This is a genomic window from Deinococcus marmoris DSM 12784, assembly GCF_000701405.1.
In the GTDB taxonomy this organism is placed as follows: Bacteria; Deinococcota; Deinococci; order Deinococcales; family Deinococcaceae; genus Deinococcus; species Deinococcus marmoris.
Map to the genome: position 1 here is coordinate 14310 of NZ_JNIV01000046.1, position 21842 is coordinate 36151.

Below are 21842 nucleotides of genomic sequence, written 5' to 3' on the forward strand. Positions count from 1 at the left end.
CCTTCCCTGCCACCCACCCCGGCTAGAATGGACAGCACTATGGACATGAAGAAACTGATGAAGCAGATGCAACAGGCCCAGGGAGCCGCCGCCAGGATTCAGGAAGAGCTGGCCGCCAAGTCGGTGGAAGGCAGCGCCAGCGGCCTGGTGACGGTCACCATGAACGGCCACGGCAAGGTCACAGCCCTGAAGATCAAGCCCGAAGCGGTGGACCCCAGCGACGTGGAAGCCCTGGAAGACCTGATCCTGGTGGCCGTGCAGGACGCCAGCGCCAAGGCCGACGCGTTGCAGCAGGACGCCACGCGCGGGCTGGGAATTCCCGGATTTTGAGGACGCGGTACTTGCATCAGTGGGCTGCTGATAAGGCCGTAAGCGGTTCTCGCCCATGAAATACCCCCCTTCCCTCGTCGCGCTGATCCGCGAGCTGTCGCGCCTGCCGGGGATTGGCCCCAAAAGCGCGCAGCGGCTGGCCTTCTACCTGTTCGAGCAGCCGCGTGAAGACATCGAGCGGCTGGCAAATTCGCTGCTGTCGGCCAAGCGCGATCTGCACAGTTGCCCGGTCTGTTTCAACATCACCGACGCCGAGGTCTGCGACGTGTGCAGCGATCCGGCGCGCGATCAGGCGATCATCTGTGTGGTGGAGGAACCCGGCGACGTGATCGCCATCGAGCGCAGCGGTGAGTACCGGGGGTTGTATCACGTCCTGCACGGCGTCCTGAGTCCCATGAACGGTGTGGGTCCCGAGCAGCTTCACATCAAGCCGCTGCTGCCACGCGTCACCGACGGTCAGGAAGTGATTCTGGCCACCGGAACCACCGTGGAGGGTGACGCCACCGCATTCTACCTTCAGCGCCTGCTGGAGCCGCTGGGCGCAACCGTCAGCCGCATCGCCTACGGATTGCCCGTGGGCGGGGCGCTGGAATACGCCGACGAGGTCACGCTGGGCCGCGCCATGACTGGCCGCCAGCAGGTCAGCAAGCCCCGGCCCCCGACTCCAGGCTGAGAACCAACTGGCTTCCCACCTTCAGCTCAGACCAAACGCCTCGCGCACGTTCAGGGCAAACACCTGAAAGCTGAGGCTGGGGCTGGCATACGCCTCCAGCGCGCTTTGCAGGGCGTCCAGTGCGGTGTCGGCACGGGCACGCTCGTGGGCGGGGCGCTGCCGCCAGGTGAAGCGCAACGCTTCGGGGTGCCACGCTGGATCGAAGCGTTTCTCCAAGCGCTCGGCGGCCTCCAGCGCGCTCAGCAGGCCCACGCCCAGCGAATTGTCCAGTTCGCGGGCGTCTTCCAGTGCGCCGCGCACGCCTTCCAGATCAGCCAGCACGCCCGCGCGTCCGGCGGCGAAGGCCACCAGTTCGGCGTCGGCCTCGTGCCCGGAGCGGATCAGCGCCGACTCGATGGTGTGATCGGGCAGCGGGGCCACGCCCAGGCGAGAGCTGCGGCTGACGATGGTGGGCAGCACCGAACGGCGGTCCTCGGCCAGAAACAGGAACAGGGCGCGGTGCGGGGGTTCCTCCACCAGCTTGAGCAGGGCGTTGGCGGCTTCCGGTCCCAGGTGTTCCGCACCGTTGACGATCACCACCCGGCGGGCAAAGCTGGGGCGCACCTCCAGAAATTCATAGATGTGCGTCTCGTACTCGCGGGTCTTATCGCGTTCCCGCAGCACCGCGCCGATGGGGATCAGCTTGCGCCGCGCCGCCTTGCCGGTGGCGGTGGTGGCACGCGGCTCCACCAGCAGCACGTCCGGGTGCGCCCCCGCCGCCAGCGCCAGACACGAGCGGCACACGCCGCACGCCTCACCATCCATGCCGCGCGCCCCCTGGCAGTTCTGCGCCGCCGCGATGGCCCAGGCCACGGCCAGTTTGCCCACCCGCGCCGGGCCAGTCAGCAGCAACGCGTTGCCGGTAAAGGCGTCGGCCTGTTCGATCAGGGGAGCGTGCAGGGTCATGCCGGAGGGAGACACAGACGAAACTCAAACCCCACAGCCCTCATTTGCCCACCGCCAGCCGCGCCGCCAGCACCTGCGGCAGCCCGGCCTCCAGCGACGCTTCCTGGGCGCGGGGGATGTCGTAGGCCACGCGGAAGACCTCGAAGTGGGAGCGGGCTGTGTCGTAAATGGCGTAACTGGCCCTGGGATTGCCGTCGCGCGGCTGGCCCACGCTGCCGGGGTTGAGGATCACGCGGGTGGTGGGCGGAACCATGTAACTGCCGCCGTCGTGGAACAACTGGCCCTTGATCCACTCGCCCGTGGGGGCGTTCAGGGTGGCATACACGGCGGGAACGTGGGTGTGGCCCACAAAGCCCAGGCGGCCCTGCCACTGCCCGAAGACCTCGCGGGCCGCCGCCACCGAATCGGTGTAGTCGTCCAGACTGACCGGGGTGCCATGGCGGTAACGCGCGCCCACATCCGGGTCGTCGATGCCGTCGCGCCAGGTGCGGACCCAGCCGATATCGCGCTCGGACAGGCGCTCGATCTGCCAGCGCAGGGCCAGCGAGACCACGCTGTCGCGAGTGGCCCGCTTGCCGTCCACGTATTCCAGCAGCATCTGATCGTGGTTGCCCATGATGCACACGGCGTCCAGATCGCGCAGCACGTCCAGCACCTCACGCGGATTGGGACCGTAGCCCAGCGCGTCACCCAGGTGGATCACCTGATCGTAACGGCGGGGGGACGCGTCCTTCAGCACCGCCCCGAGTGCGGTGTTGTTGGCGTGAATGTCAGAGATCAACAGCAGCCGCACGCCCCACATGATAGCGCCCTGACGTGCGACACGCCCGCTTTCAGGAAAATGGCTGAACTCGCTTCAGGAAACGCTTTCAGGAGGCGGGGTGAGAGAGGCGCGAACTTGGTGCCGCCTCACCACAATGCCTATCCGCAGAAGAACACGCGCTGCTCAGTCCTCCTCGCGGTTATCCGGGTCAGCGAAACCGTCCACATCGTCGTCGTCATCCCCGTTACCGTCCCAGCCGGGCAGGTCCTCTTCCACGCGGGTGCGGCGCAGGTCGTCGCGCGGGGCACTCAGGCGCAGGTCGCCCGTGGCCTCGCTGCCGCCCTCGCCGCTCAGACCCGCCTGGGCGCGGGCCAGCACGACAGGATCTGCCGGTTCGGCCCCGTAACGCTCGGCCAGGTAAGCGGCCACCCACGCGCCGAAGTACCACAGCGCCAGCGCGGCGGGGTAGCCCTGCGCGCCGTTCGGGGCCGGAACGTGGATGATCTCGTCGATGCGCGAGTCCAGAATCTCGCGGGCCAGCAGCAGCGCCGGATCGGTGTCGCCGAGGATCAGGGCCACCTTGGCGTCGCCCTGCTCGTGGCGGGCGTCGAAGGCCCCACTGGTCAGGGGCAGCACGTCTCCCAGCAGCGGCACGGCCAGCGTCTTGCCGGTGCGTGCCAGCAGTTGCTGCCATGCGTGCGGCAGGGCGTCGGCGTCAGCGGCGGCCAGCAGCAGCGGCGTGCGGCCCCACAGGCTCCAGGCCAGATCGCGGGCGGGGTTGTTTTCCAGAATCTCCGGGGAGCAGCGGGCGGCCAGATCGGCCAGCGCGGCGTCGGCGGCCTGGGCTTCCCCGGCGTGACCGCTGGCGTAGGCCACCGCCTGCGCGAAATGGTAGGTGGACAGCGGTCCGCCCGGCACCAGCACATCGATCTCGTCGGGGCGGCCCCCGGTGCTGATGCGGCGGGCAGTGGCCCCAGCCACTTCAGCCAGATCGGCGTAATCCGTGGCGGCGACACCCGCGTCGGGGCTGCTCAGCACGAACTGGGTGCCGGTGCGGGTCAGGCTGGGCAGGGCCAGCGCCTGAAGCAGATGCGCGGCCAGCGTGCCCTCGCCCACGCCGACCAGGGCGTAGGGGGCCGCTTCGGGCGTCTGGGGGCCGTCGTAACTGCCGGGCAGACGGGGCAGCAGACCCAGCAAGCCGCTGGACGATGGGTTGGAACCGGAGGTAGGATCGCTCATGCCTTCCAGCGTACAGGGCAGGGCCACCACCTGTACCTCCAGATGAATGAAGGCAGCCAGAAACAGGCCCCACGACGCACTTTGCGGCTTCACGCCCGTTTAACCTTGCATGCTAGACTCTTGCGCGTGTGTTTGCTGGACCTGTCTTTGCTGGACCTCTGCGCCGAACAAATCCGCGCTGTACCTGCCTGGGCTAAACCCACCTGCGCTAAACAAACCCGTGCCACGAAAAAACCACCCCGCAGGGTGGCAACTTTCTGGAAGTGGTGCACTCGACTGGACTTGAACCAGTGGCCTTTGGCTTCGGAGGCCAACGCTCTATCCACCTGAGCTACGAGTGCGTGGCCAATAAGGCTCAGGTACGCTAGCACCAATATTTAAGGAGATCAAGTGAACCGAAAGAAAGTCACCAACGCCATGCTGATCGTGCTGGCCCTGCTTCTGGTGGTCGGGATGGCCTACCAGTTCACCCCCAACATCGCTGGGCTGTTCGACCGCAGCGCGGCCAACGGCACGCCCGCCCTGACCATCAACGGGCAGACCATCACCGCCGAGGAACTGGACCAGGCCCGCCGCGCCAACCCGGTGCTGAGCAGCACCGATACCGGCGTGCTGGGCGACGATTTCAAGACCGTGGTGGTGGCCACCCAGGTGCAGCAGGCGCTGGTCGCGGCAGCCGCCCAGGACATCAAGGTCAGCCGGGGCGATGTGAACGCCGAGGTCACCAAGGTCCGGGAAGCCAACAACTTTCAGGACAACAAGGCGTGGACCGACGCCCTGCAAGGTGCGGGCCTGACCGACGCCGGATACCGTGAATCGGTGGGCGAGCAGCTTGCCGTGCAGCGCAAGGTGGAGGAGTTGAAAAAGGCCGCCCCCGCCCCCACCGACGCCGAGGCGAAGCTGTACTACGACCTGAATCCCGAAGCCTTCCAGAGCGACGCCCGTATTCAGGGCCGTCAGATCGTGGTGGCCGACAAGGCCAAGGCAGAGGCGCTGCTGACCCAGGCCAAAGGCGGGGCGGATTTCGCGGCCCTGGCCACGGCCAACAGCACCGAATTCAAGGACCGGGGCGGCGCACTCGGCCCCATCGAAAGCGGCGTGCCCCGCCCGGTGGCCCAGGTCGCCCTGCCCGCCGAGGTGGGCGCGGCAGCCTTTGCCCTGACGGACGGCGGCCTGACCGACGTGGTGGCCAGCGGCGGCAAGTTCTACATCGTGCAGGTGGAGAAGTTCCTGCCCCCTGCCCCCAAGCCTTTTGAAGAAGCCAAGACCGACATCATGGCGGCCCTGAAGACCCAGAAGGAGAACGCCGCACTGGAAAGCTGGCTGGACGGCCTCCAGAAAGACGCCAAGGTCGAGTACAGCGATCCCAACTGGAAGACCGAGAACCCAGTCGTCGCCACCGTCGCGGGCCGGGATATCCCGTACTCGGACGTGGTGGAAGGCGTGGTCAGCAATCAGCAGTTCTCGTCTCTGCTTCAGCAGGTGCCGCCCGAGCAGGCCGCCGGACTGGTCAACGGCATCCTCAAGCCGCAGGTGACGCAGGGATTGATCCAGACCTACGCCGCGCCCGCCATCGCCGAGAAGCTGAAGCTGGCCCTGACCGGCACCCGCCAGGACATCGCGCAGGGGCTGGCCGCCTACGGCGCGCGTGACGTGAAGGTCAGCGACGCCGATTTGCAGGCGTATTACGACGAGAACAAGGCGCAGTTCCAGACCCCCGCCAGCGCCAGCGTCAGCGAGGCCAGCTTCCGTGACCGCAATCAGGCACTGGCCTTCCGCGCCGACTGGAAGGGCGAGGACTTCACAGGGGCTGCTGGAAAGGCCGGGGCCACCGTCAGCGAACGCGGCTCCGTGACTGCGGGCGACAGCAAACTCAGCCCCGAACTGGAAGCTGCCGTCTTCGGGGCCACGGCCCTCAAGGACGCGGGCGAGGGCAGCCTGAGCGACGTGGTCAAGGTGGGCGAGCGCTTCTCGGTGCTGTATGCCACCGATCTGAAACAGGCCGTGACCCAGCCCCTGAGCGCGGTGCGCGCCCAGATCGAGCCGCAGGTGCTGGCCGCCAAGAAGGGCGAGGCCGGACAGGCGTTCGTGACCAAGGAAGTCGAGGCCCTGAAGCCCACCGACAATCTGGAAAAAGTGCTGGCCGCCCAGGCCAAGCGCGTGGCCGCCGCCGAACCCGCACCGACGACGCCTGCGCCGGGTGCGCCCGCGACTCCTGGCACGCCCGCCACCCCGACAACCCCAGGAACTCCAGACAGCGCCGCGCCCGGTACGCCGGACTCCGCCGCTCCTGCCGAGGCTGCGCCCACGGATACTGCGCCCACGGACAGCGCCACGCCTCCAGCCAGCGAGACAACGCCCGCGACTCCCGCCAGTCCCTGAACCCCCTCTCTTTACAAAACAGGCAGCCCGCGAATGGGTTGCCTGTTTTCTTTTGCTGCCGCTCCAGAACGTTGCGCCACCACTCTGCCAGTCGCGCAGAGCAGCCACCCCCGGCCCGCTAGAATGCCCTCTGTTATGTCGCGTGTCTTTTCAGGAATTCAGCCCACGGGTCAACCCCATATCGGCAACTACTTCGGGGCCATGCGGAACTACGTCACGCTGGGTGAGCAGTACGGCAAAAGCAGCATCTACTGCGTGGTGGACCTGCACGCGCTGACCAATCCGGCGGCCTTTGATCCCAGACTGCTGGCCCAGCGCACCTACGAGATGGCGCTGGCGAACTTCGCGGTGGGCCTGGACCCCAGCAAGGTGGTCTTTTTCGCACAGTCTCACGTCCCCGAGCATCAGGAACTGAGCTGGATCTTCACCAACCTGACCCCGGTGGGCGAGCTGGAACGCATGACCCAGTACAAGGACAAGGCCGGGCAGTTAGAAAGCGTTCCAGCCGGACTGCTGATGTACCCGGTCCTCATGGCCGCCGACATCCTGCTGTACAAGGCCGACACCGTCCCCGTGGGTGAGGATCAGACCCAGCACATCGAGCTGACGCGCGAGATCGCCCGGCGCTTCAACCACACCTTTGGCGACACGTTCCCCGAACCCAGAGCCGTCTACAACAAGGACGCCCTGCGGATTCCCGGCGTGGACGGCCACGGCAAGATGAGCAAGAGCAAGGGCGAGAACAGCACCCTGGGTCTGCTGGAGCCGCTGGACAGCATCTGGCAGAAGCTGCGGGCCGCCCCCACCGATCCGGCCCGCGTGCGCCGCACGGACCCCGGCAACCCCGACGTGTGCCTGATCTTCGATTACCACAAGCTGTTTTCAGACCTGCCCACGATCGAGATGGTGAATGTGGAATGCCGCCGCGCCGGGATCGGCTGCGTGGACTGCAAGAAGAAGCTGATGGAAGGCGTGACGGCGGCCCTCTCCCCCATTCAGGAGCGGGCGGCGGAACTGGCGCAGCGCCCGGACGACATCCGCGACGCGCTGGCACAGGGCGCGAAGGAAGCCCGCGCCATCGCCGCGCCCGTGATGGCAGAAGTGCGCGAGAAGGTGGGCTTTCTGAAGCTGTGAAGGCTGGAACCTTGACTGTCACCGCGCTCTCTGACGGCTTCGTCGTGGAATTGCCTGTCTTTGCTGGCACGCTGGCCGAACTTGCCTCTGCCTTGCGGGCCGGGCGCGTGCTGCCGCAGGAGGTGGGCCTGCTGACGCTAACGCGCGGGGTGCTGGCCTGGGTGCAGCGGTTGACCGGAGGCAGCTTTGCCGAGGCGCACCCCGATCTGCTGCCCACCCTGGCCACCGTCATTGCCCTGAAAGCCCGATTGCTGCTGCCCCAGCCCGAGCCGGAAGCGTGGCACGAGGACGCCCCCGACGAACTGCTCGACGTTTTGCTGGAAGGCGTCGAGGCGCTGGCCGAACTGGACGAACTGGTGGGCTTTTTAATGGCCCGCCGCCGCGAACGCGAGGGCCTGATCGCGGCCCGGCCCGTCACGTTGGACCTGCCGCGCCGCGAACGCCCGCGCAACCCGGCGGGCAGTCTGGCAAAACTGGTCCGCGCCGCGCAGAACGCCGTGCGGCAGGTGGATACGCCGCTGCTCTCGCGGGACCGCCTGACCCTGGCAGACGCCCTGCACGCCCTGCGCGCCTTCGGAACCCGGTTGCGCCACTTCACCTTCCGGGGCCTGCCCGCGCAGAACTGGAATGAGCAGGCGACCTACTTCGCCGCCCTCCTCGAAGGCGTCAAGGAGGGCGAATTCAGCGTGGAGCAGGCCGAGGCTTACGGGGATATCGCCGTGCAGTCGCATCTGGTGGAGAGCTGACGGCGACAATTTTTCTCAGATTTCTGTCGTTTCCCCTGGCTCCAGAATCCGCACATCCACGCCCTGCGCCTCGCCGCCCCGCTTGAAGACCTGGGGATCGCCGGTCAGGATCGGCATGGTGCCGAAGTGCATAGGAATGGCGACTTTCGGGCGCAGCAGCTCCAGCGCGCGGGCAGCTTCCTCCGGCCCCATCGTGTAGTGATCGCCCACGGGCAGGATCGCGGCGTCCAGGCCCCGGTCCCCGATCAGACGCATGTCGGAAAACAGGCAGGTGTCCCCGGCAAAGTAGACCCGTTTACCGCCCATCTCGATCACCAGTCCGGTGGGCATCCCGCCGTAGGTGCCGTCGGGGAACGAGCTGCTGTGCCACGCGGGGGTCAGCGTCAGCCTGCCCCACTCTGCCGCGTAGGTGCCGCCGATATTCATCCCGACAGCATTCACCGCGCCGTGCTTCTGCGCGTAGCCCCCGATCTCGGCGGTGGCGATGATGGGCGTGCCCACCTTGCCGAAGGCCATCGCGTCTCCCCAGTGATCGCCGTGCGCGTGGCTGATCAGCACCGCGCTCAGTTTCCAGGTCAGGGCCTCTTCCAGCGTGACCGGGGATTTGGGATTGCCGGTAATAAACGGATCGATCAGCAGGCGGTGATCGCCGCTCTGGAGCAAAAAGGTGCTGTGGCCGAGAAAACGAATGTTCATGGGTGGTCCTCCAGAAAGAGCTTCAGGAAAGTGAAATGCGGGCAGACCGTATAGTAAGCGCGCAACCCGCACGTTGACCCGCCTTCCCGCCCGCAGCTTTTCTCAAGGAGTCCGCCGTTCCTCTTATGACTACCCCGTTCGGCCAGATTGGTGTCCAGGATGTGCTGGATATCGTCGTGGTCGCTTTCCTGATCTATCAGGCGTACCTGCTGGTGGCCGGAACGCGGGCGGTAAACGTGGTGCGCGGGATTCTGGTGTTCGCCGGGGTGTGGGTGGCGGCGCAACTGCTGGGGCTGACCACCCTCACGTATCTGCTGGGCCGCGCTGGAACGGTGGGCATCTTCGCGCTGCTGGTATTGTTTCAGCCGGAATTGCGGGCCGCGCTGGAACGGGTGGGCCGCCCGCGTGGGCGTGACGCTAGCGCCAGCGGAGCCGCCTTGCAGGACCTGGCCCGCGCGATGGAGCGTCTGGCCGAGCGCAAGACCGGCGCGCTGATCGCCATCGAGCGCCGCACGCCGCTGGGCGAGTACGCCGAGACAGGGGTGGGCATCGACGCCCTGGTCAGCGTGCCGTTTCTGGAAGCGCTGTTTGCCCGCAACGCCCCGCTGCACGACGGCGGCATCATCCTGCAAGGGGCACGCGTGGTGGCGGCGGGCTGCCTGTTTCCGCTGCAACCCGCCGACGGCACCTACCGCCGCTACGGCACCCGCCACCGCGCCGCCATTGGCCTGTCGGAACTGACCGACGCGGTGGTGCTGGTGGTCAGCGAGGAACGCGGCAGCATGAGGATCGCGCTGGCCGGACGCCTGGGACCGGACCTGAACGGCACCGAACTGCGCGAGCAACTGCGCGAACTGGTCTACGACTATCCTGCGGGCCGCCCTGCCGCGCCGGGCAAGGTCACCCCACCGGAAACGACGCAGGAGCCGGAAGAGGAAGAACCCAGACCAGAAAGCAGGTCCCGTCCTGAAGCGCGCCCCGAGATCCACAAGGAAGGGACGTGAGCGGCGGCGATTCCAGCTCACCCTTGCAGGAACCGCCCGCATGGCGGCGCTGGCTGGAGCCGCGTTATGCCTGGGGGCGCAGCGTCCACAATCTGGGGCCAAAGCTGCTGGCGGTGGCGGTGGCGGTAACGCTGTGGTTCGTGGCGACGGCGGACCGCCGGGCCAACGTGGAACAGGGCTACGACGTGCCCGTCACGGTGCGCGACACCACCGGGGGACGCGGCGAGGGCACCCGCGCCACCAGCGACCTGAATCCGGGCACGGTGCGCGTGACCCTCTCCGGGCGGCCCGAGCGGTTGCGCGAACTGCGCGCCGGGAACATCGAGGCCATCGTGGACGTGACCGGCGCGCCGGAAGGCAGCTTCACGCGGCCTGTGACGGTGGCCGCGCCGAACGGCACCACGGTCAGCCGCAAATCGCCGGACACCGTGCAGGGCTTCGTGGACACGCAACTGACCCGCACGCTGCCCCTCGTCCTGAGCGTGGTCACGCCGCCGGAGGCCAGTCTGCCGCGTTACACGGTCACGCCCGCAGAGGCCCGCGTGACCGGACCCGGACGGGTGATCGTGCAGGTGTCGAAACTGGTGACCAGCCCGGAAAGTCTGGGGGCCGCCTCCGAGCGGGAGGTGCCGCTGATCGCGCTGGACGAGGCGGGACAACCCGTCGAGGGCCTCCAGATCAACCCGGCCACGGTCACGGTGCGCCGTCTGGACACCGGAGAGCTGCCGATCAAGACCCTGCCCGTGACCCTGAATCCCCCGCCCGACACGTTGAGAGTCACGGCCCGCAGTATTCAGCCCAGCACCGTGCGGGTGGTGGCCGCCCCTGATCTGCTGGCCCGCCTGCGCGAGATCAGCGGCACGGTGGTCTACCGCCCCGGCAGCTACAGCGCCCCGGTGCGGCTGGACCTGCCAGCGGGCGCGCAGGCCCTGGAAAATGTCACCGTGAGCCTGAGTGTGGAAGAGACTGCCCCAGTCAGCGTGCCCTGAACACTTCCTGACCACATGCGGGCGGTCTTCAGGGGGTGATGGGCCATCATGGACCTCCAGCTACGATAACAGTTTATGAGTTAAGTATGAGTCTAAAACTTACTCCGACTGTCATCTGGTTCAACTCTCCGTCAGCCGGGCAGCGTATAATGTGCAGATGAAGTGGAGGAGTGGCCAGCAGGCCCGGCGATTGTCTCTGTGATTGCCCACGTTCTGAAACTGCACGCCCATTCTGCCGCCTGGACCGGGTGGGAAGAGCGCGTGCGCCTGATGGTCCGGCCACGGCGCTACGAACATGTCGTGCGGGTGGCCGAACTGGCCGCGCAAATTGCGGCGGCCAATGGGCTGGATACAGGGCGGGCCTACGCGGCAGGCATCCTGCACGACATTGCCCGTGATCTGCCGGACGCCGAACTGCTGCGCCTCGCACCGCCGGAATGCGAGATTGACGGGCTGCACCCGCTGGCGCTGCATGGCCGGGCCGGGCGCACCCTGCTGGAACGCTGGGGCTACGCAGACCTGGTGGTGCTGGAGGCCGTCGAGGACCACACCACTGGCCCACGCGGCGGCAACCGGGTGGCGCAGTGCGTGTACATCGCCGACGTGTCCGAACCCGGACGGGGCGTGAACGCCGACATTCGTGAACTGGCCTTGCAGGACCTGAACGCGGCGCTGGAAAGGGCCATCATCTCCAAGGTGACCTACCTTCAGGGCAAGGGCATCACGGTGCATCCGCGCACGCTGCGCTCGTACCACGCGCTGCCGTGCTGCGCCCATCTGACGGCCAGCGCCCTGGTCGACAGTCCCCCGGTTCAGCCCGCATCCACCTCCGCTTTCCAGTGACGGCTCCCTCGCAGATTCCGCCCCGACCGAAACGCCCCCTGGCGCGGCTGCGTGCCTTCCAGACGTTCGGCCTCAGTCTGGCGGCGCTGACCCTGGGCGGGCTGGCGCTGCTTCAGGGGGCAGGCGGCGCGTCCCGGCTGGCACTGACCGCGGGAACCGCGCCGCAGTTCACGGTGCTGCTGGCCGGACGCGACATCGTGTACTGCTACTACCACCAACCCTGCAAGGACCAGGACAACCCCGTGGGCGCACTGGAGCCGCCCAACACCGACACCTTGATGGTGGTCAAGGTGGACGGTTCGCGCGTGCGGGTGCTGAACATCCCGCGCGACACCAATGTCGGCCCCTTTGATCCGGGGGAGCGTCCCAGCGTCCAGAAGGTCAACAGCCGCTACGGTTCGGGCGGCCCGGAAGCACTGACCCGCGCGGTGGAAACCGTGGTGGGCGAGCGGGTGGACTCCTACGTGGTGGTCCGCACCGATTACGTCGAGCGGGTGATCGACGCGCTGGGCGGCCTGGACGTGACCGTGCCGGAAGGCGGCATCGAGTGGGTGGACAACGCCGCCGGGGTGAACCTGAAGTTGGACGCCGGACCGCGCCACTTAGGCGGCAAGGAGGCCGTGCTGTACCTGCGCGTCCGCAAGGGCTTTGGGGACGATTACGGGCGCATCGATCACCAGAAACAGGCGCTGGCGCAACTGGCGGCCAGACTCCGCAGTCCACGCGGGCTGGCGGCGCTGCCCACCCTGCTGGGCGGCATCGGCAATGGGGTAGAGACCAACGCCGATCCCGAACTGCTCACGGCGCTCAGACCGTACTTATCCAATCTCAAACTCAGTTTCGCCACGCTGCCCACCGACACCATTCCCGGCAGCTTCAATCTGGCGGTCAACCGCGAGGGGCTGGAGAAGCTGTGGGGCGATCAGCCCACGCCCGCCTCGCCCACGCCGGACGTGAAGGTCAGCGTGGTGGACGCCAGCGGCGCGGGGTTGGGGGAGGCCGTGGAACGCGCCCTGACAGCCCTGGGCTACGCGCAAGTCGAGGTCCGCGTGGCCCCCGAGAGCCGCGAGGCCAGTCAGGTGTTTACCGATCAGGACGTGGCCGACGCGGGCGCGCTGGCCGATCTGCTGGGTCTGCCGCGTCTTCAGGGTGAGCGTTTCCCGGTTGAGGCGGGCGAGGTTGGTATCCTGCTGGGTGTGGACGCCCGCGAACAGCTCGCGGCGCTTTTTCCTTACGCCCAACTGAAGGCACCGCCACGTGTGCTGCCCAGTGCCCTGATGACGCCCAGTGTTCCAGTAACGCCCAGTGTTCCAACGACGCCCAGCGCCCCACCCCCCACGGAGACCCCATGACCCTGAACACCAAGCCGAATACCCCCGCCACACCCTCTGCCCGCCAACTGGACCAGACCCAGCTCCGCGCCATCGTGGACGCCGCCCGCGAGCGCCGCGCCGAGGACGTGCGCGTGCTGGACCTCTCGGACGTGAGCAGCACGCTGGAATACTTCGTGGTCTGCACCGCCACCGCTGGCCTGCAACTCAACGCCGTGCAGGAAAATGTCCGTATCAAGGCGATGGAGGCCGGACTGCCGCGCCCCAGCGTCGAAGGCCCCAGCGAGCGCTGGCTACTGCTGTCCTTCGGCAGCATCGTGGTGCATATCATGACCAAGGAAGCCCGCGAGTATTACGATCTGGAAGGCTTGTGGAGCGACGCGCGCACGATGGAATTCCCCGAGGAGTAAAGTCCGTTTTAGAGGAGGGGTGGGCCGATTGGTCTGCCTCTTTTTTTGATGTACGGGACGGGAATGGCAGCCTGTCCGGTCTCCTCTTCAGCCCGCTTCCAGCGCCTCGCGCAAACCTTCGGGCAGCTCGCGCGTGACCCGCTCCAATGTGCGGCCAGCGGCGGCGCGAACCATCTTCTCGAAGGCCGCGCCGCCCCAGCCCTGGGCATCCGGTGTGGCGAGGTGGGCGCGGAACAGAAAATTGAAGGCCACCTCTACCCGCGTTTCGCCGCTCTGGGCAGTCTGCGCCCCTTCCATCACCTGGGCCTGTCCGGTGACTTCTACCCAGGCGCGTTCGCCCTCGATGGGCTGGGGCGTCAAGGTCGCGCCGTCGGGGGTGTGGGCCAGCAGGCACAGAAAGGGCAGATCGGCCTCGCCCAGCACGGGCAGGGGCACCAGCAGCTCGCCGCGCACCTCATGACCCTCGACATTCAATCCACGCAGAAAGTGCAGGCGTGACAGGGCGCGGGCCGGATCGCGCACGAAGGCCAGCGTTTCTTCCGGCGAACCAGGGGCGTGCAGGGTGAAGTGCCGCCCAGCCTCGATGATCACAGCGTTACCAGATGCGCCACCAGATGGGTCACCGGGGGGACGGACAGGATCAATCTACCCACTCGATCACCACGCGCCCCTCGCTCACGGCCAGCAGCAGATCGGCGTCGCCCGCGCTGCGGAGTCTGGGCAGATGGGCAAAACGCGGCGTGGCCGAGGCGTAGCCCAGCCGCACGATCACGTCGTCGCTGACGTCGTCCTTGCCGATACGCCAGACCAGTTGGCCGCCCAGGGCCTCCAGTTCCTGCGGCAGCACGCCAGCAGGCAGGTCCTCCAGCGCGTCGCTGAGGTCCGCGTCGCTAGGGCCTGCGTCGCTGGGATGGGACGGCAGCAGATCGCTCATGGGGCCATTGTACCCGGCAGGGCGGGCAGGGTAGAACAGGCGAGATGACTGCTGAATCCCCTGCCGCTGACCCTGCCCCTGAACCTGCACTGTCCTGGCGCGAACTGGAAACCCGCGTCGGCCTGGACGCCCTGCCCGCCTTTCACCGCAGCTTCCTGACGTGGCGCGGCGTGGAGGGCGCAGACGGGATGCCCCTGCGCCGCGTGTCCCAGCGTGTGGACGCCGAGTTGAACCGGCTGGTGCAGTCCGGGCAGGCCCGGAAGGGGGAGGAAGACTGGCTGCTGGAGGCCGGGGCGCTGGAGGGTTTTGAAGCGTATGAGGCCCTGACACCATGAGACGCCCAGCGGGGAGCCTGCTTTGAGCGTGCGGATTCTGGGGGGCAGTGCGCGGGGCCGCAGCCTGAAAGTACCGGACAGCGCCCGTCCCAGCGGGGCACGCATCCGCAAGAGCCTGTTCGATCTGCTGGCGGCCCGCGCGCCCACGGGGACATTCATAGACCTGCACGGCGGCAGCGGCGCAATCGGGCTGGAAGCCGCCAGCCGGGGCTACACGGTCACGCTGATCGAACAGGACACCCGCGCCGTTAAGGCGCTGGAAACGAACGCCCGCGCTCTGGAATTGCGGGTGCGGATCATTCGCGGCGAATCGCAGAAGCTGCTGTCCCGGCTGGGCAGTTTCGATCTGGTCTTCAGCGATCCACCGTATGAGGCTGATATTCCTGCCCTGACCGCGCAACTGCTGGGCAGCCACGTGGTGGCAGCGGGCGGGTGTCTGATCTGCCAGCACCCGGACCGCCTGAGGCTACCGGAGCATCCCGGTTACGTGCGCGAGGTCCGCGAGTACGGCAGCAACAGCCTGACCCTCTACCGCAGGGAGGCGGTGGCAGATACAGTGGAGGACGCATGAAAGCCGTTTTTCCCGGATCGTTTGACCCGATCACCAGCGGGCACATGGACGTATTGACCCGCGCCAGCCGCATCTTCGACTCCGTGACCGTGACGGTGATGCACAACGCCCGCAAGCAGGGCCGGTACCTGTTCACGCTGGAAGAACGGCTGGACATCCTGCGAACGGCCACCGGGCATCTGGAGAACGTCGGGGTGGATTCCTTCGGCGGGCTGCTGGTGGATTACATGGCGCAGGAACAGAAGGGCATCATCCTGCGCGGGTTGCGGGCGGTCAGCGACTACGAGTACGAGTTGCAGATCGCGCACCTGAACCGCCAGATCGGGGAAGTGGAAACCGTGTTCATCATGGCCGCCACCCGCTGGAGTTTCGTGTCCAGCAGCATGGTGCGCGAGATCGCCAGCTACGGCGGCGACATCCGCGAGATGGTCCCCCGCGCCAGCGCCGACGCCCTGCGGCTGAAATACACGGACGTGTACGAGGAGCGGGAGGCAGGCCAGCAGCGCGGCTAACCGTTTGCCCAATCCACACAAGGGCAGGGAGCTAGGACACCACGTTCCCAGCTCCCTGCTCTGCCAACCCCGTCATGTTCTGTCAGCCGATTCAGGGCCTGACGATCAGCACGTTGAACGTGATTCCAGCGGGCATGGTCTTGCTGGTGTCCTCGTAGTAGATGCACCACTTCCCACTGGTGTACCAGACCCCGGCGGTGGGCAGAGAATAATTCCCGCCTGCCCCACCGGGATTGTAGTTGTGGGTCACGAACACCAGCGCGTTGGGGTTGCCATTGGACGCCGCATTGTCGATGCAGGTCCAGTTGCTGCTGATGTTGGCCGCCGTGCTTTCGTGAACCACTGCCACCATTTTCTCGTCCAGACGGCGCAACTCGGTCTGGGCCGCTCCGAAGTTGTCGTTCATGTCGGCGGCCTTGATCGCGGTGCCCGGCGCAAAGGTGTGCGGTGTGGTAAACGGGGCGGCGGCGGCGGTCACGGAGAGGGTCAGGGCAGCCAGCGCGGTCAGGATCAGGGTCTGGTTTTTCATGGGGTGTCCTCCTGGACAGGAATGAGGGTTCTGGTACCGGGCCGATCCTGAAGGCTACTGAAACTGCGCGTTGTCCCAGGTGCTGGTGTCCCACACGCCCGCCTGCGCGGCGGCAGGGGTCACAGTCACGGCCTGACCCGCAGAAACACCCGTGTTTCCGGCGGCGTCGAAGGCCTGGGCGGTGTAGGTGTGGACGCCGCTGCTGCCTGCCGCCAGCGTCACGCTTAAGGTGTAGGGCAGGGCAGTGTCCTCGCCCACCACCACCGCGCCGTCCTTAAAGATCACCTTGCTCACGCCCACGTTGTCGGTGGCGGTGGCAGTCAGGGTCACGCTGCCGCCCTCGGCCACCGTGCCCGGTGCGGCGCTCAGCGCGACGGTGGGGGCCTCGGTATCGCCGGGCGTCCCGCCCCCGCCACCGCAGGCACTCAGGAGCAGCAACGCTCCGGCGATGGCCCAGCGCATAGCTCCTGAGCGTGCCCCCGACGCAGGAAGCGCCGTTCGGAAATCTGTCTGACCTCGGTTCATCGGTGCCTTCATTTGACCTCCCGGTGACCTGAACTGGGAGAACGAAACCCTCTCCCTTTCACCTGGGCTTACCTTGAACCTGCCGCCGTGATCAGGGCGTGACCAGGGCAGCCCGCCGCGTGATCGGCCCGGTCAACTCCGTATTCACTGAATCTGGAAGCCAGATAAAACAACGCGCCAGCCCTGATTTCGGCTGGCGCATCGGCTTTGCTCAGAAGCTGAGATCAGGCCGGGTCACGCTGTTCGGCCCGGACCTCGCCGCGTTCTCGCATGGCGGCGGCCAGTTTGGCGGGTTCCAGCAGGCTGGCCTCTGGCCCGAAACGGACCCTGACGGCGCGCTGCACGAACCAGATCGCGGCGAACACACCCACCAGACTGATCACCAGCCCCGGTATCCGCATGATGGCGTTCACGGCGGCCACCTGACCGTTGAATTCCTCGCTGCCAAATTTAGCCACCACGCGGTCATAGTTGACGATGCTGTTCACCACGCCGCCGATCAGGTCCACCACCGCGAACACCACCGTTCCCAGCACCAGTCCCCGGTGAACGCCCGGATCGCGCATGGCCTGCTGCGTGGCCGCGCGGTCCTCGGGCTTCTCGCCAATGCTGGCGGCGTCCAGAAACACGCGGAACAGCGGCACGGAAGTGGCCGCGCTGATCAGAAACAGGATGCCCGTCAGGTAGGACCGCGCGCTGTCCTTGATGGCGTACCAGAAGCCGTCCACGTACCAGAAGGCCAGCGCCCCGCCGAAGATCGCCCCCGCCCCGCCGATCAGGGCCACCGGACTCAGGTTCTTGTTCTTGAGAATGTCCCACAGAACGTACACCACCGGGATCAGGGCGGCCAGCAGGTAGGCCCTGGCATTGGCCGAACCCAGTCCCGGAACAGCGCCCGCTTTTTCGCCGCCCAGAAAGTCGGCCACGCTGATGCCGCTGCCCAGGATGTTGGGGCTGAGGATCAGGATGGGAATCATGAAAGTAAAAACCAAGTCCCAGACGGTCTTTGGAACGCCGGTGCGGGCTTTTTTGGGGGGAATGGCAGCGGAATTGGGTGGGGAGGCCGGGTCGCTCATACGGCGCGCATTGTCTCACTTCAGGGCGAGGGTCATCGTTGCGCCCGCACGAAGCGTTCCCGGCCCGTCAGGTCCGCGTGCAGCGTGGCGGCCCAGCCCTGAGCGCGCAACTCGGCGGCGAAGGCGGAGGCGTTGCGCGGGTCCAGTTCCAGCCACAGCACGCCCGCCGGAGCCAGAGATACGCGGGCCTGCGGAATCAGGCGGCGGGCCAGCGTCAGTCCATCCGGGCCGGAATACAGCGCCAGATCGGGGTCATAGCGCACCTCCGGGTGGGCATCGGCCCGGTCTCCCTCCGGCAGATAGGGCAGGTTGGCGAGGATCAGGTCGAAGGGGCCGGAAATATCGGTTAGAAGATCGCTCTCGACGAACACCACGTCCAGCCCGTTCAGCGCCGCGTTCTCCCCTGCCAACGCCAGAGCCTCGGAACTGAGGTCCATCCCCAGCACCTCCGCATCTGGCCTCGTCGCCTTGACCCCCAGCGCCAGCGCACCGCCCCCCGTCCCGACGTCCACCACGCGCGGCGCACCCATCCCCCTCAGATCGGCCAGCGCCAGATGCAGCAGCCACTCCGTTTCTGGCCTGGGAATCAGCGCCCGCCCGTCCACACGCAGTTGCACGCCGCCCCAGTCCACCGTTCCTAGCAGGTGTTGAAGCGGCACCCGCGCGGCCCGTTGTCCTAGCAATTCAGCCAAACGTTCAGCGTCAGCCCCAGCCACCTCCGCTGATCCACGCAGCAGAAAGGCTGTGGGCGAGAGGCCCAGCGCGTGCAGCACCAGCGCCCGCGCATCCACTTCCGGCGAGGGCACGCCCGCCGCACGCAGAGCTTGAATGGCGGCGGCGAGATGGTCACGCAGGGTCAGGCTCACGCCTCGGCCAGCCGCTCCACACGCGCGCCCAGACCCGTCAGTACCTCGTATTCGTTGGTGCTGCCCCATCCAGCCACGTCGCCCACGGTGATGCCGTCCGGCCCCCAGAAGCGCACGGCGTCGCCCACCTCCACCTGCAAATCGGTCACGTCCACCATGCACTGATCCATGCAGATGCGGCCCACCACCGGGCGGCGCTCCCCGGCCACGCCCACCACGGCCTTCCCGGTGGCGTTGCGCGGCATGCCGTCGGCGTAGCCGAAACCCACCGTCGCCAGCAGCGTGTCGCGCGGGGCGTGCCACAGCCCGCCGTAGCTGACGCTCTCGCCCGCGCGGGCCGCGTGCAGGTGCGTGATCTCGGCGTCCAGGGTCATGACCGGGATCAGGGGCAACACATCTTTCAGGTGCGGCGGCGCAAAGCCGTAAGACGCCAGACCGGGCCGCGCCAGCCCCATCCCTGGCAACTGGCCCAGACTGAGGATGCCGCCGCCGTTGGAGGCGTGCGCCAGCAGTGGCGGAAGCTCTGCCAGCACGCCCTGAAAGCGCCGGAACTGCTCCCAGGCAAACTCCAGGTCCGGCTCGTCGGAGGTGGCAAAATGGGTGTACGCGCCCTCCAGCACGCCGCGCTCGGCCAGCCGCTGCCCGATTCGCACGGCGTCTTCGGGGCGCGCACCCAGACGGTTCATGCCGGTATCTATTTTCAGATGCGCGCGGGCGTGGGGGGGCAGCGCCTCGGCCTCGGCCAGCGAGGCGACGGGCAATCTCACTCCCAGATCGGCCAGGATGGGCACCTCGGCGGGGCGGGGCGGCGTGAGCAGCAAAATCGGCTTGCCAGGATTGAGGGCCGCCAACGTTCCGGCCTCCTGCGGCGTCGCCACCGCCAGCCCCCACACGTCGGGATGCCGGGCGGCGATGCCTGCCACGATTTCAAGCCCGTGACCGTAGGCGTCAGCTTTAACGGGCAACAGCAGCGGCACCCCGGCGCGGCGGGACAGCGCGCGGAGGTTGCTTTCTAAGGCGGCGGCGGACGTGCGGGCGTGGGCGCGGGGAGAGAGCATTTCATGCATCATGCTACGGCAGCAGGTGGGACAGGTGGAAGCAGGAAGATACCAGCACGGCGGCGTGGGTTCATGGCCCAGTGCCCGCTGGTGACGCCCAGGCTTCCGGCTCCGGTTCCAAATTCCCGGAGCTGCACATTCCCCGGCTTGCGGATGTGGGCAACCATGCGAGACAGAAAAGGCCGCACGGGCAGCTTGCCCGGACGGTCTGATCATCAAAGATGAGCTGCCCAACCAGTGCAACTAGCGGTAAAAGCGCACTGTTCCCCGGTTCTCCACACTGGCCTTTCCCTCCGTGTCGTAGAGGGTCTGTGACGTGGCGGCGACCAGCCTGCTGTCCGGGCTGTTGACCACCGAGGCCTGCGAGCCTGCGCCGATCAGGACGTTGCCATCAGCCGTTCCCGCGAATCCGGTATCCTGAACCAGAGCCGCCGAAAAACGGGCCAGAAAGGTCTGCGGCGCGGCGAACAGCGCCGGGTCCAGCAACGCGTAGGCATGTCCGCCCACGATCACGTCGCCGTTGGACTGAAGCGCCAGGGAATCAACGAGCGACTCGTAATTCACCGAATTTTCGGCCTTATTGAGCTTGAAAGTCACGCTTGGTCCCGCCGCGCCGTCCGCAGCAAACTTTTGCAGGAACGCCAGGGTCGAGAACCGGGCGTCGGTTCCACCCGCGACGATCTGGCCGTCAGGCTGAACAGCCACCGCACGGAAAAAAGAGTATCCGGTGCTGCCTGCCGATACGATGCCGTCCTCTGAGAAAGAGGGGTCCAGTTTGCCATCTGGCAGATAGCGCAGCAGCTTGGCGACGTAACTCGGACCTGTCGAGTTCTGTCCCACCGCCACGATTTTGCCGTCGGGCTGAAGCGCGATGCCAAAAATCTCATCGCTGGACACGCGTGGTGGCTGACTTCCGTAGATCAGGTTTTTGAGATCCGTGATCACCGCGCCGTCCTTGCCGAAGGTGGGGTCAGGCGTGCCGTTGTCCTGCAAGCGGACCAGTGCGAGGTCAGTGTCCTCTTGGACCGCGGAGCCGCCCAGCACAATTTTACCGTCGGCCTGAACCAGCACATCGTTGGCCTGCGATCCAATGCTTTGAGAAGCGGCATCCAGTTTGCTCAGTTTCAGCTTGACCAAGCCGCCTGTGCCGAAGCTGCTGTCCAGTGTCAGGTCGGACAGGTAGCGCACGGCAGCCATTTCGCCCTCGATCTGGCCCGCCACGATCAGCTTGCCATCGGCCTGCCGGGCCAGAGCGATGGCACGTCCAACAGGCAGCGCGGCACTCTGGCTCAGCACTGCCCCCAGTTTTGAGAGCCGCGTAACCCTGAAGTTCGCGTCCAGCACAGCCACTATGCCGCCGTCCTCCGCCACCACGTCCACGCCGCCTGATACCACCCGGCCCTGATCACCGAAACTGGAATCCAGCAGGCCCGGCTTGCCCGCCGCAGGCAGCTCTACAGGCGGTGTTGTGCTGGGCGGCGGTGTGGGTGGCGTTGTGACAGGTGGCGATGTACCGGGCGGCGGTGTGACAGGGGGCGTGGGTACAGTTGTGCAAGCTGACAGCAACAGAACGGTAAGACCGAGAAGACCGATTTTTGAAACCATTACGAATCTCCAGGTGTTCAGTACTGGACAACTTGATGTTGACAGTGTTCTGAACGGCATTTTTGCCGTTTGGGCATTTGATCGTAGTCTGAAACGGCAGTAGGCGGCTTCCTGAAGCTGTGAAACAAGAAGAAGCCGCCCAGATCGACGCTATCAAGTTCGTCCAGCTCCTGAAAGAGCGCTTCCCCTTCTTGCGCCGCGATACCCTGCAACGTGCCCAGGATGCGATATGTGCGCTGATTGAGCAGCGCTCCACCAATCAGCAGCAGTGGTCCCAGGCCATGCCTGGGACTGGCTCCCCAGAAGCCAAGAAAAAGCGTCTGGGACGGTGTATACAGGATCCGCA

25 protein-coding genes, 1 tRNA gene and 1 pseudogene are annotated in these 21842 nt (G+C 66.7%); 14 read left to right on the forward strand and 13 right to left on the reverse strand.

Annotated elements, in window-relative coordinates; translation table 11 throughout:
• Positions 1-39: 39 nt before the first annotated feature.
• Positions 40-330 (forward strand): YbaB/EbfC family nucleoid-associated protein, encoded by a 291-nt coding sequence (locus Q319_RS0112290; protein ID WP_029482795.1) that lies wholly within the window; start codon positions 40-42, stop codon positions 328-330.
• 55 nt (positions 331-385) lie between these two features.
• Positions 386-1003, forward strand: coding sequence for a recombination mediator RecR (gene recR, locus Q319_RS0112295; protein ID WP_029482796.1), 618 nt, complete (start codon positions 386-388; stop codon positions 1001-1003).
• 21 nt (positions 1004-1024) lie between these two features.
• Here the strand turns inward: recR and Q319_RS0112300 are convergent, their stop codons facing one another.
• The 4 genes from Q319_RS0112300 to Q319_RS0112315 form a co-directional block, all read right to left on the reverse strand.
• Positions 1025-1948, reverse strand: coding sequence for a DNA polymerase III (locus tag Q319_RS0112300; RefSeq protein WP_029482797.1), 924 nt, complete (start codon positions 1946-1948; stop codon positions 1025-1027).
• 40 nt (positions 1949-1988) lie between these two features.
• Positions 1989-2750, reverse strand: coding sequence for a metallophosphoesterase family protein (locus Q319_RS0112305; protein WP_029482798.1), 762 nt, complete (start codon positions 2748-2750; stop codon positions 1989-1991).
• A 144-nt stretch (positions 2751-2894) separates the two neighbouring features.
• The gene (locus tag Q319_RS0112310) at positions 2895-4043 is read right to left on the reverse strand and encodes an SIS domain-containing protein (protein WP_342667890.1); all 1149 of its coding nucleotides are present in this window, start codon (positions 4041-4043) and stop codon (positions 2895-2897) included.
• Between the two features lie 171 nt (positions 4044-4214).
• Positions 4215-4291: transfer RNA gene (locus Q319_RS0112315), tRNA-Arg, on the reverse strand.
• Between the two features lie 49 nt (positions 4292-4340).
• Here Q319_RS0112315 and Q319_RS0112320 point away from each other — a divergent pair.
• The 3 genes from Q319_RS0112320 to Q319_RS0112330 all read left to right on the forward strand — a co-directional run bounded on the left by Q319_RS0112320 (position 4341) and on the right by Q319_RS0112330 (position 8212).
• A complete protein-coding gene (locus Q319_RS0112320) occupies positions 4341-6332 on the forward strand; it encodes a peptidylprolyl isomerase (protein ID WP_081846020.1) in 1992 nt (663 codons plus the stop codon).
• Positions 6333-6467: 135 nt separating this feature from the next.
• A complete protein-coding gene (trpS, locus tag Q319_RS0112325; protein ID WP_029482801.1) occupies positions 6468-7466 on the forward strand; it encodes a tryptophan--tRNA ligase in 999 nt (332 codons plus the stop codon).
• An 11-nt stretch (positions 7467-7477) separates the two neighbouring features.
• Positions 7478-8212, forward strand: coding sequence for a segregation/condensation protein A (locus Q319_RS0112330; protein WP_029482802.1), 735 nt, complete (start codon positions 7478-7480; stop codon positions 8210-8212).
• Positions 8213-8227: 15 nt separating this feature from the next.
• Here Q319_RS0112330 and Q319_RS0112335 read toward each other — a convergent pair whose 3' ends face one another.
• Positions 8228-8908, reverse strand: a complete 681-nt coding sequence (locus tag Q319_RS0112335) for a metal-dependent hydrolase (RefSeq protein WP_029482803.1) — start codon at positions 8906-8908, stop codon at positions 8228-8230.
• A gap of 125 nt (positions 8909-9033) precedes the next feature.
• Here Q319_RS0112335 and cdaA point away from each other — a divergent pair, with 125 nt between their 5' ends.
• From cdaA to rsfS, 5 genes are all read left to right on the forward strand, one after another.
• The gene (gene cdaA, locus Q319_RS0112340) at positions 9034-9912 is read left to right on the forward strand and encodes a diadenylate cyclase CdaA (protein ID WP_051655346.1); all 879 of its coding nucleotides are present in this window, start codon (positions 9034-9036) and stop codon (positions 9910-9912) included.
• Positions 9909-10901, forward strand: a complete 993-nt coding sequence (locus tag Q319_RS0112345) for a CdaR family protein (RefSeq protein WP_245619181.1) — start codon at positions 9909-9911, stop codon at positions 10899-10901. The genes cdaA and Q319_RS0112345 overlap by 4 nt, the downstream gene beginning before the upstream one ends.
• A gap of 198 nt (positions 10902-11099) precedes the next feature.
• Positions 11100-11744 (forward strand): bis(5'-nucleosyl)-tetraphosphatase (symmetrical) YqeK, encoded by a 645-nt coding sequence (gene yqeK, locus Q319_RS0112350; RefSeq protein ID WP_051655347.1) that lies wholly within the window; start codon positions 11100-11102, stop codon positions 11742-11744.
• Positions 11741-13096: an LCP family protein gene (locus Q319_RS0112355; RefSeq protein WP_245619183.1), complete on the forward strand. Its 1356-nt coding sequence runs from the start codon at positions 11741-11743 to the stop codon at positions 13094-13096. Before yqeK ends, Q319_RS0112355 begins: the two co-directional genes overlap by 4 nt.
• The gene (gene rsfS, locus Q319_RS0112360; protein ID WP_051655348.1) at positions 13093-13485 is read left to right on the forward strand and encodes a ribosome silencing factor; all 393 of its coding nucleotides are present in this window, start codon (positions 13093-13095) and stop codon (positions 13483-13485) included. The genes Q319_RS0112355 and rsfS overlap by 4 nt, the downstream gene beginning before the upstream one ends.
• An 87-nt stretch (positions 13486-13572) precedes the next feature.
• Here rsfS and Q319_RS0112365 read toward each other — a convergent pair whose 3' ends face one another.
• Both Q319_RS0112365 and Q319_RS0112370 read right to left on the reverse strand, forming a co-directional pair.
• On the reverse strand, positions 13573-14076 hold the full coding sequence (locus Q319_RS0112365) for a DUF3809 domain-containing protein (RefSeq protein ID WP_029482809.1): 504 nt from the start codon (positions 14074-14076) through the stop codon (positions 13573-13575).
• A gap of 49 nt (positions 14077-14125) precedes the next feature.
• Positions 14126-14419, reverse strand: coding sequence for a DUF3248 domain-containing protein (locus Q319_RS0112370; protein WP_051655349.1), 294 nt, complete (start codon positions 14417-14419; stop codon positions 14126-14128).
• Positions 14420-14463: 44 nt separating this feature from the next.
• Between Q319_RS0112370 and Q319_RS0112375 the strand changes: the two genes are divergently transcribed.
• From Q319_RS0112375 to coaD, 3 genes are read left to right on the forward strand one after another with little or no spacing between them, the layout of a single operon-like run.
• Positions 14464-14754 (forward strand): hypothetical protein, encoded by a 291-nt coding sequence (locus Q319_RS0112375; protein ID WP_029482811.1) that lies wholly within the window; start codon positions 14464-14466, stop codon positions 14752-14754.
• Between the two features lie 22 nt (positions 14755-14776).
• Positions 14777-15325, forward strand: a complete 549-nt coding sequence (locus Q319_RS0112380) for an RsmD family RNA methyltransferase (RefSeq protein ID WP_029482812.1) — start codon at positions 14777-14779, stop codon at positions 15323-15325.
• Positions 15322-15837 carry a pantetheine-phosphate adenylyltransferase gene (gene coaD, locus Q319_RS0112385; protein WP_029482813.1) on the forward strand — a complete coding sequence of 172 codons (516 nt, stop codon included), beginning with the start codon at positions 15322-15324 and terminating at the stop codon, positions 15835-15837. The genes Q319_RS0112380 and coaD overlap by 4 nt, the downstream gene beginning before the upstream one ends.
• Positions 15838-15928: 91 nt before the next feature.
• On the opposite strand, the gene Q319_RS0112390 is transcribed toward coaD, so the two are convergent.
• The 6 genes from Q319_RS0112390 to Q319_RS0112415 all read right to left on the reverse strand — a co-directional run bounded on the left by Q319_RS0112390 (position 15929) and on the right by Q319_RS0112415 (position 21496).
• The gene (locus Q319_RS0112390; RefSeq protein WP_029482814.1) at positions 15929-16366 is read right to left on the reverse strand and encodes a DUF7452 domain-containing protein; all 438 of its coding nucleotides are present in this window, start codon (positions 16364-16366) and stop codon (positions 15929-15931) included.
• Between the two features lie 54 nt (positions 16367-16420).
• On the reverse strand, positions 16421-16828 hold the full coding sequence (locus tag Q319_RS0112395; RefSeq protein ID WP_029482815.1) for an Ig-like domain-containing protein: 408 nt from the start codon (positions 16826-16828) through the stop codon (positions 16421-16423).
• Positions 16829-17115: 287 nt separating this feature from the next.
• The gene (locus Q319_RS0112400; protein WP_029482816.1) at positions 17116-17967 is read right to left on the reverse strand and encodes a VC0807 family protein; all 852 of its coding nucleotides are present in this window, start codon (positions 17965-17967) and stop codon (positions 17116-17118) included.
• Between the two features lie 32 nt (positions 17968-17999).
• Positions 18000-18827, reverse strand: a complete 828-nt coding sequence (prmC, locus tag Q319_RS0112405) for a peptide chain release factor N(5)-glutamine methyltransferase (protein WP_029482817.1) — start codon at positions 18825-18827, stop codon at positions 18000-18002.
• Positions 18828-18829: 2 nt separating this feature from the next.
• Positions 18830-19891 carry an alanine racemase gene (alr, locus tag Q319_RS0112410; RefSeq protein WP_415813277.1) on the reverse strand — a complete coding sequence of 354 codons (1062 nt, stop codon included), beginning with the start codon at positions 19889-19891 and terminating at the stop codon, positions 18830-18832.
• 243 nt (positions 19892-20134) lie between these two features.
• Positions 20135-21496 (reverse strand): NHL repeat-containing protein, encoded by a 1362-nt coding sequence (locus Q319_RS0112415; protein ID WP_156039320.1) that lies wholly within the window; start codon positions 21494-21496, stop codon positions 20135-20137.
• A 119-nt stretch (positions 21497-21615) separates the two neighbouring features.
• Here Q319_RS0112415 and Q319_RS0112420 point away from each other — a divergent pair.
• Positions 21616-21842, forward strand: a pseudogene (locus Q319_RS0112420) (IS4 family transposase); the annotation flags it as partial.

Coding starts and splice junctions, on each gene's coding strand:
- Q319_RS0112290 (WP_029482795.1), top strand. CDS start 40: ATGGACATGAAGAAACTGATGAAGCAGATGCAACAGGCCCAGGGAGCC.
- recR (WP_029482796.1), top strand. CDS start 386: ATGAAATACCCCCCTTCCCTCGTCGCGCTGATCCGCGAGCTGTCGCGC.
- Q319_RS0112300 (WP_029482797.1), bottom strand. CDS start 1,948: ATGACCCTGCACGCTCCCCTGATCGAACAGGCCGACGCCTTTACCGGC.
- Q319_RS0112305 (WP_029482798.1), bottom strand. CDS start 2,750: ATGTGGGGCGTGCGGCTGCTGTTGATCTCTGACATTCACGCCAACAAC.
- trpS (WP_029482801.1), top strand. CDS start 6,468: ATGTCGCGTGTCTTTTCAGGAATTCAGCCCACGGGTCAACCCCATATC.
- Q319_RS0112335 (WP_029482803.1), bottom strand. CDS start 8,908: ATGAACATTCGTTTTCTCGGCCACAGCACCTTTTTGCTCCAGAGCGGC.
- cdaA (WP_051655346.1), top strand. CDS start 9,034: ATGACTACCCCGTTCGGCCAGATTGGTGTCCAGGATGTGCTGGATATC.
- rsfS (WP_051655348.1), top strand. CDS start 13,093: ATGACCCTGAACACCAAGCCGAATACCCCCGCCACACCCTCTGCCCGC.
- Q319_RS0112370 (WP_051655349.1), bottom strand. CDS start 14,419: ATGAGCGATCTGCTGCCGTCCCATCCCAGCGACGCAGGCCCTAGCGAC.
- Q319_RS0112375 (WP_029482811.1), top strand. CDS start 14,464: ATGACTGCTGAATCCCCTGCCGCTGACCCTGCCCCTGAACCTGCACTG.
- coaD (WP_029482813.1), top strand. CDS start 15,322: ATGAAAGCCGTTTTTCCCGGATCGTTTGACCCGATCACCAGCGGGCAC.
- Q319_RS0112390 (WP_029482814.1), bottom strand. CDS start 16,366: ATGAAAAACCAGACCCTGATCCTGACCGCGCTGGCTGCCCTGACCCTC.
- Q319_RS0112395 (WP_029482815.1), bottom strand. CDS start 16,828: ATGCGCTGGGCCATCGCCGGAGCGTTGCTGCTCCTGAGTGCCTGCGGT.
- Q319_RS0112400 (WP_029482816.1), bottom strand. CDS start 17,967: ATGAGCGACCCGGCCTCCCCACCCAATTCCGCTGCCATTCCCCCCAAA.
- alr (WP_415813277.1), bottom strand. CDS start 19,891: ATGCTCTCTCCCCGCGCCCACGCCCGCACGTCCGCCGCCGCCTTAGAA.
- Q319_RS0112415 (WP_156039320.1), bottom strand. CDS start 21,496: ATGGTTTCAAAAATCGGTCTTCTCGGTCTTACCGTTCTGTTGCTGTCA.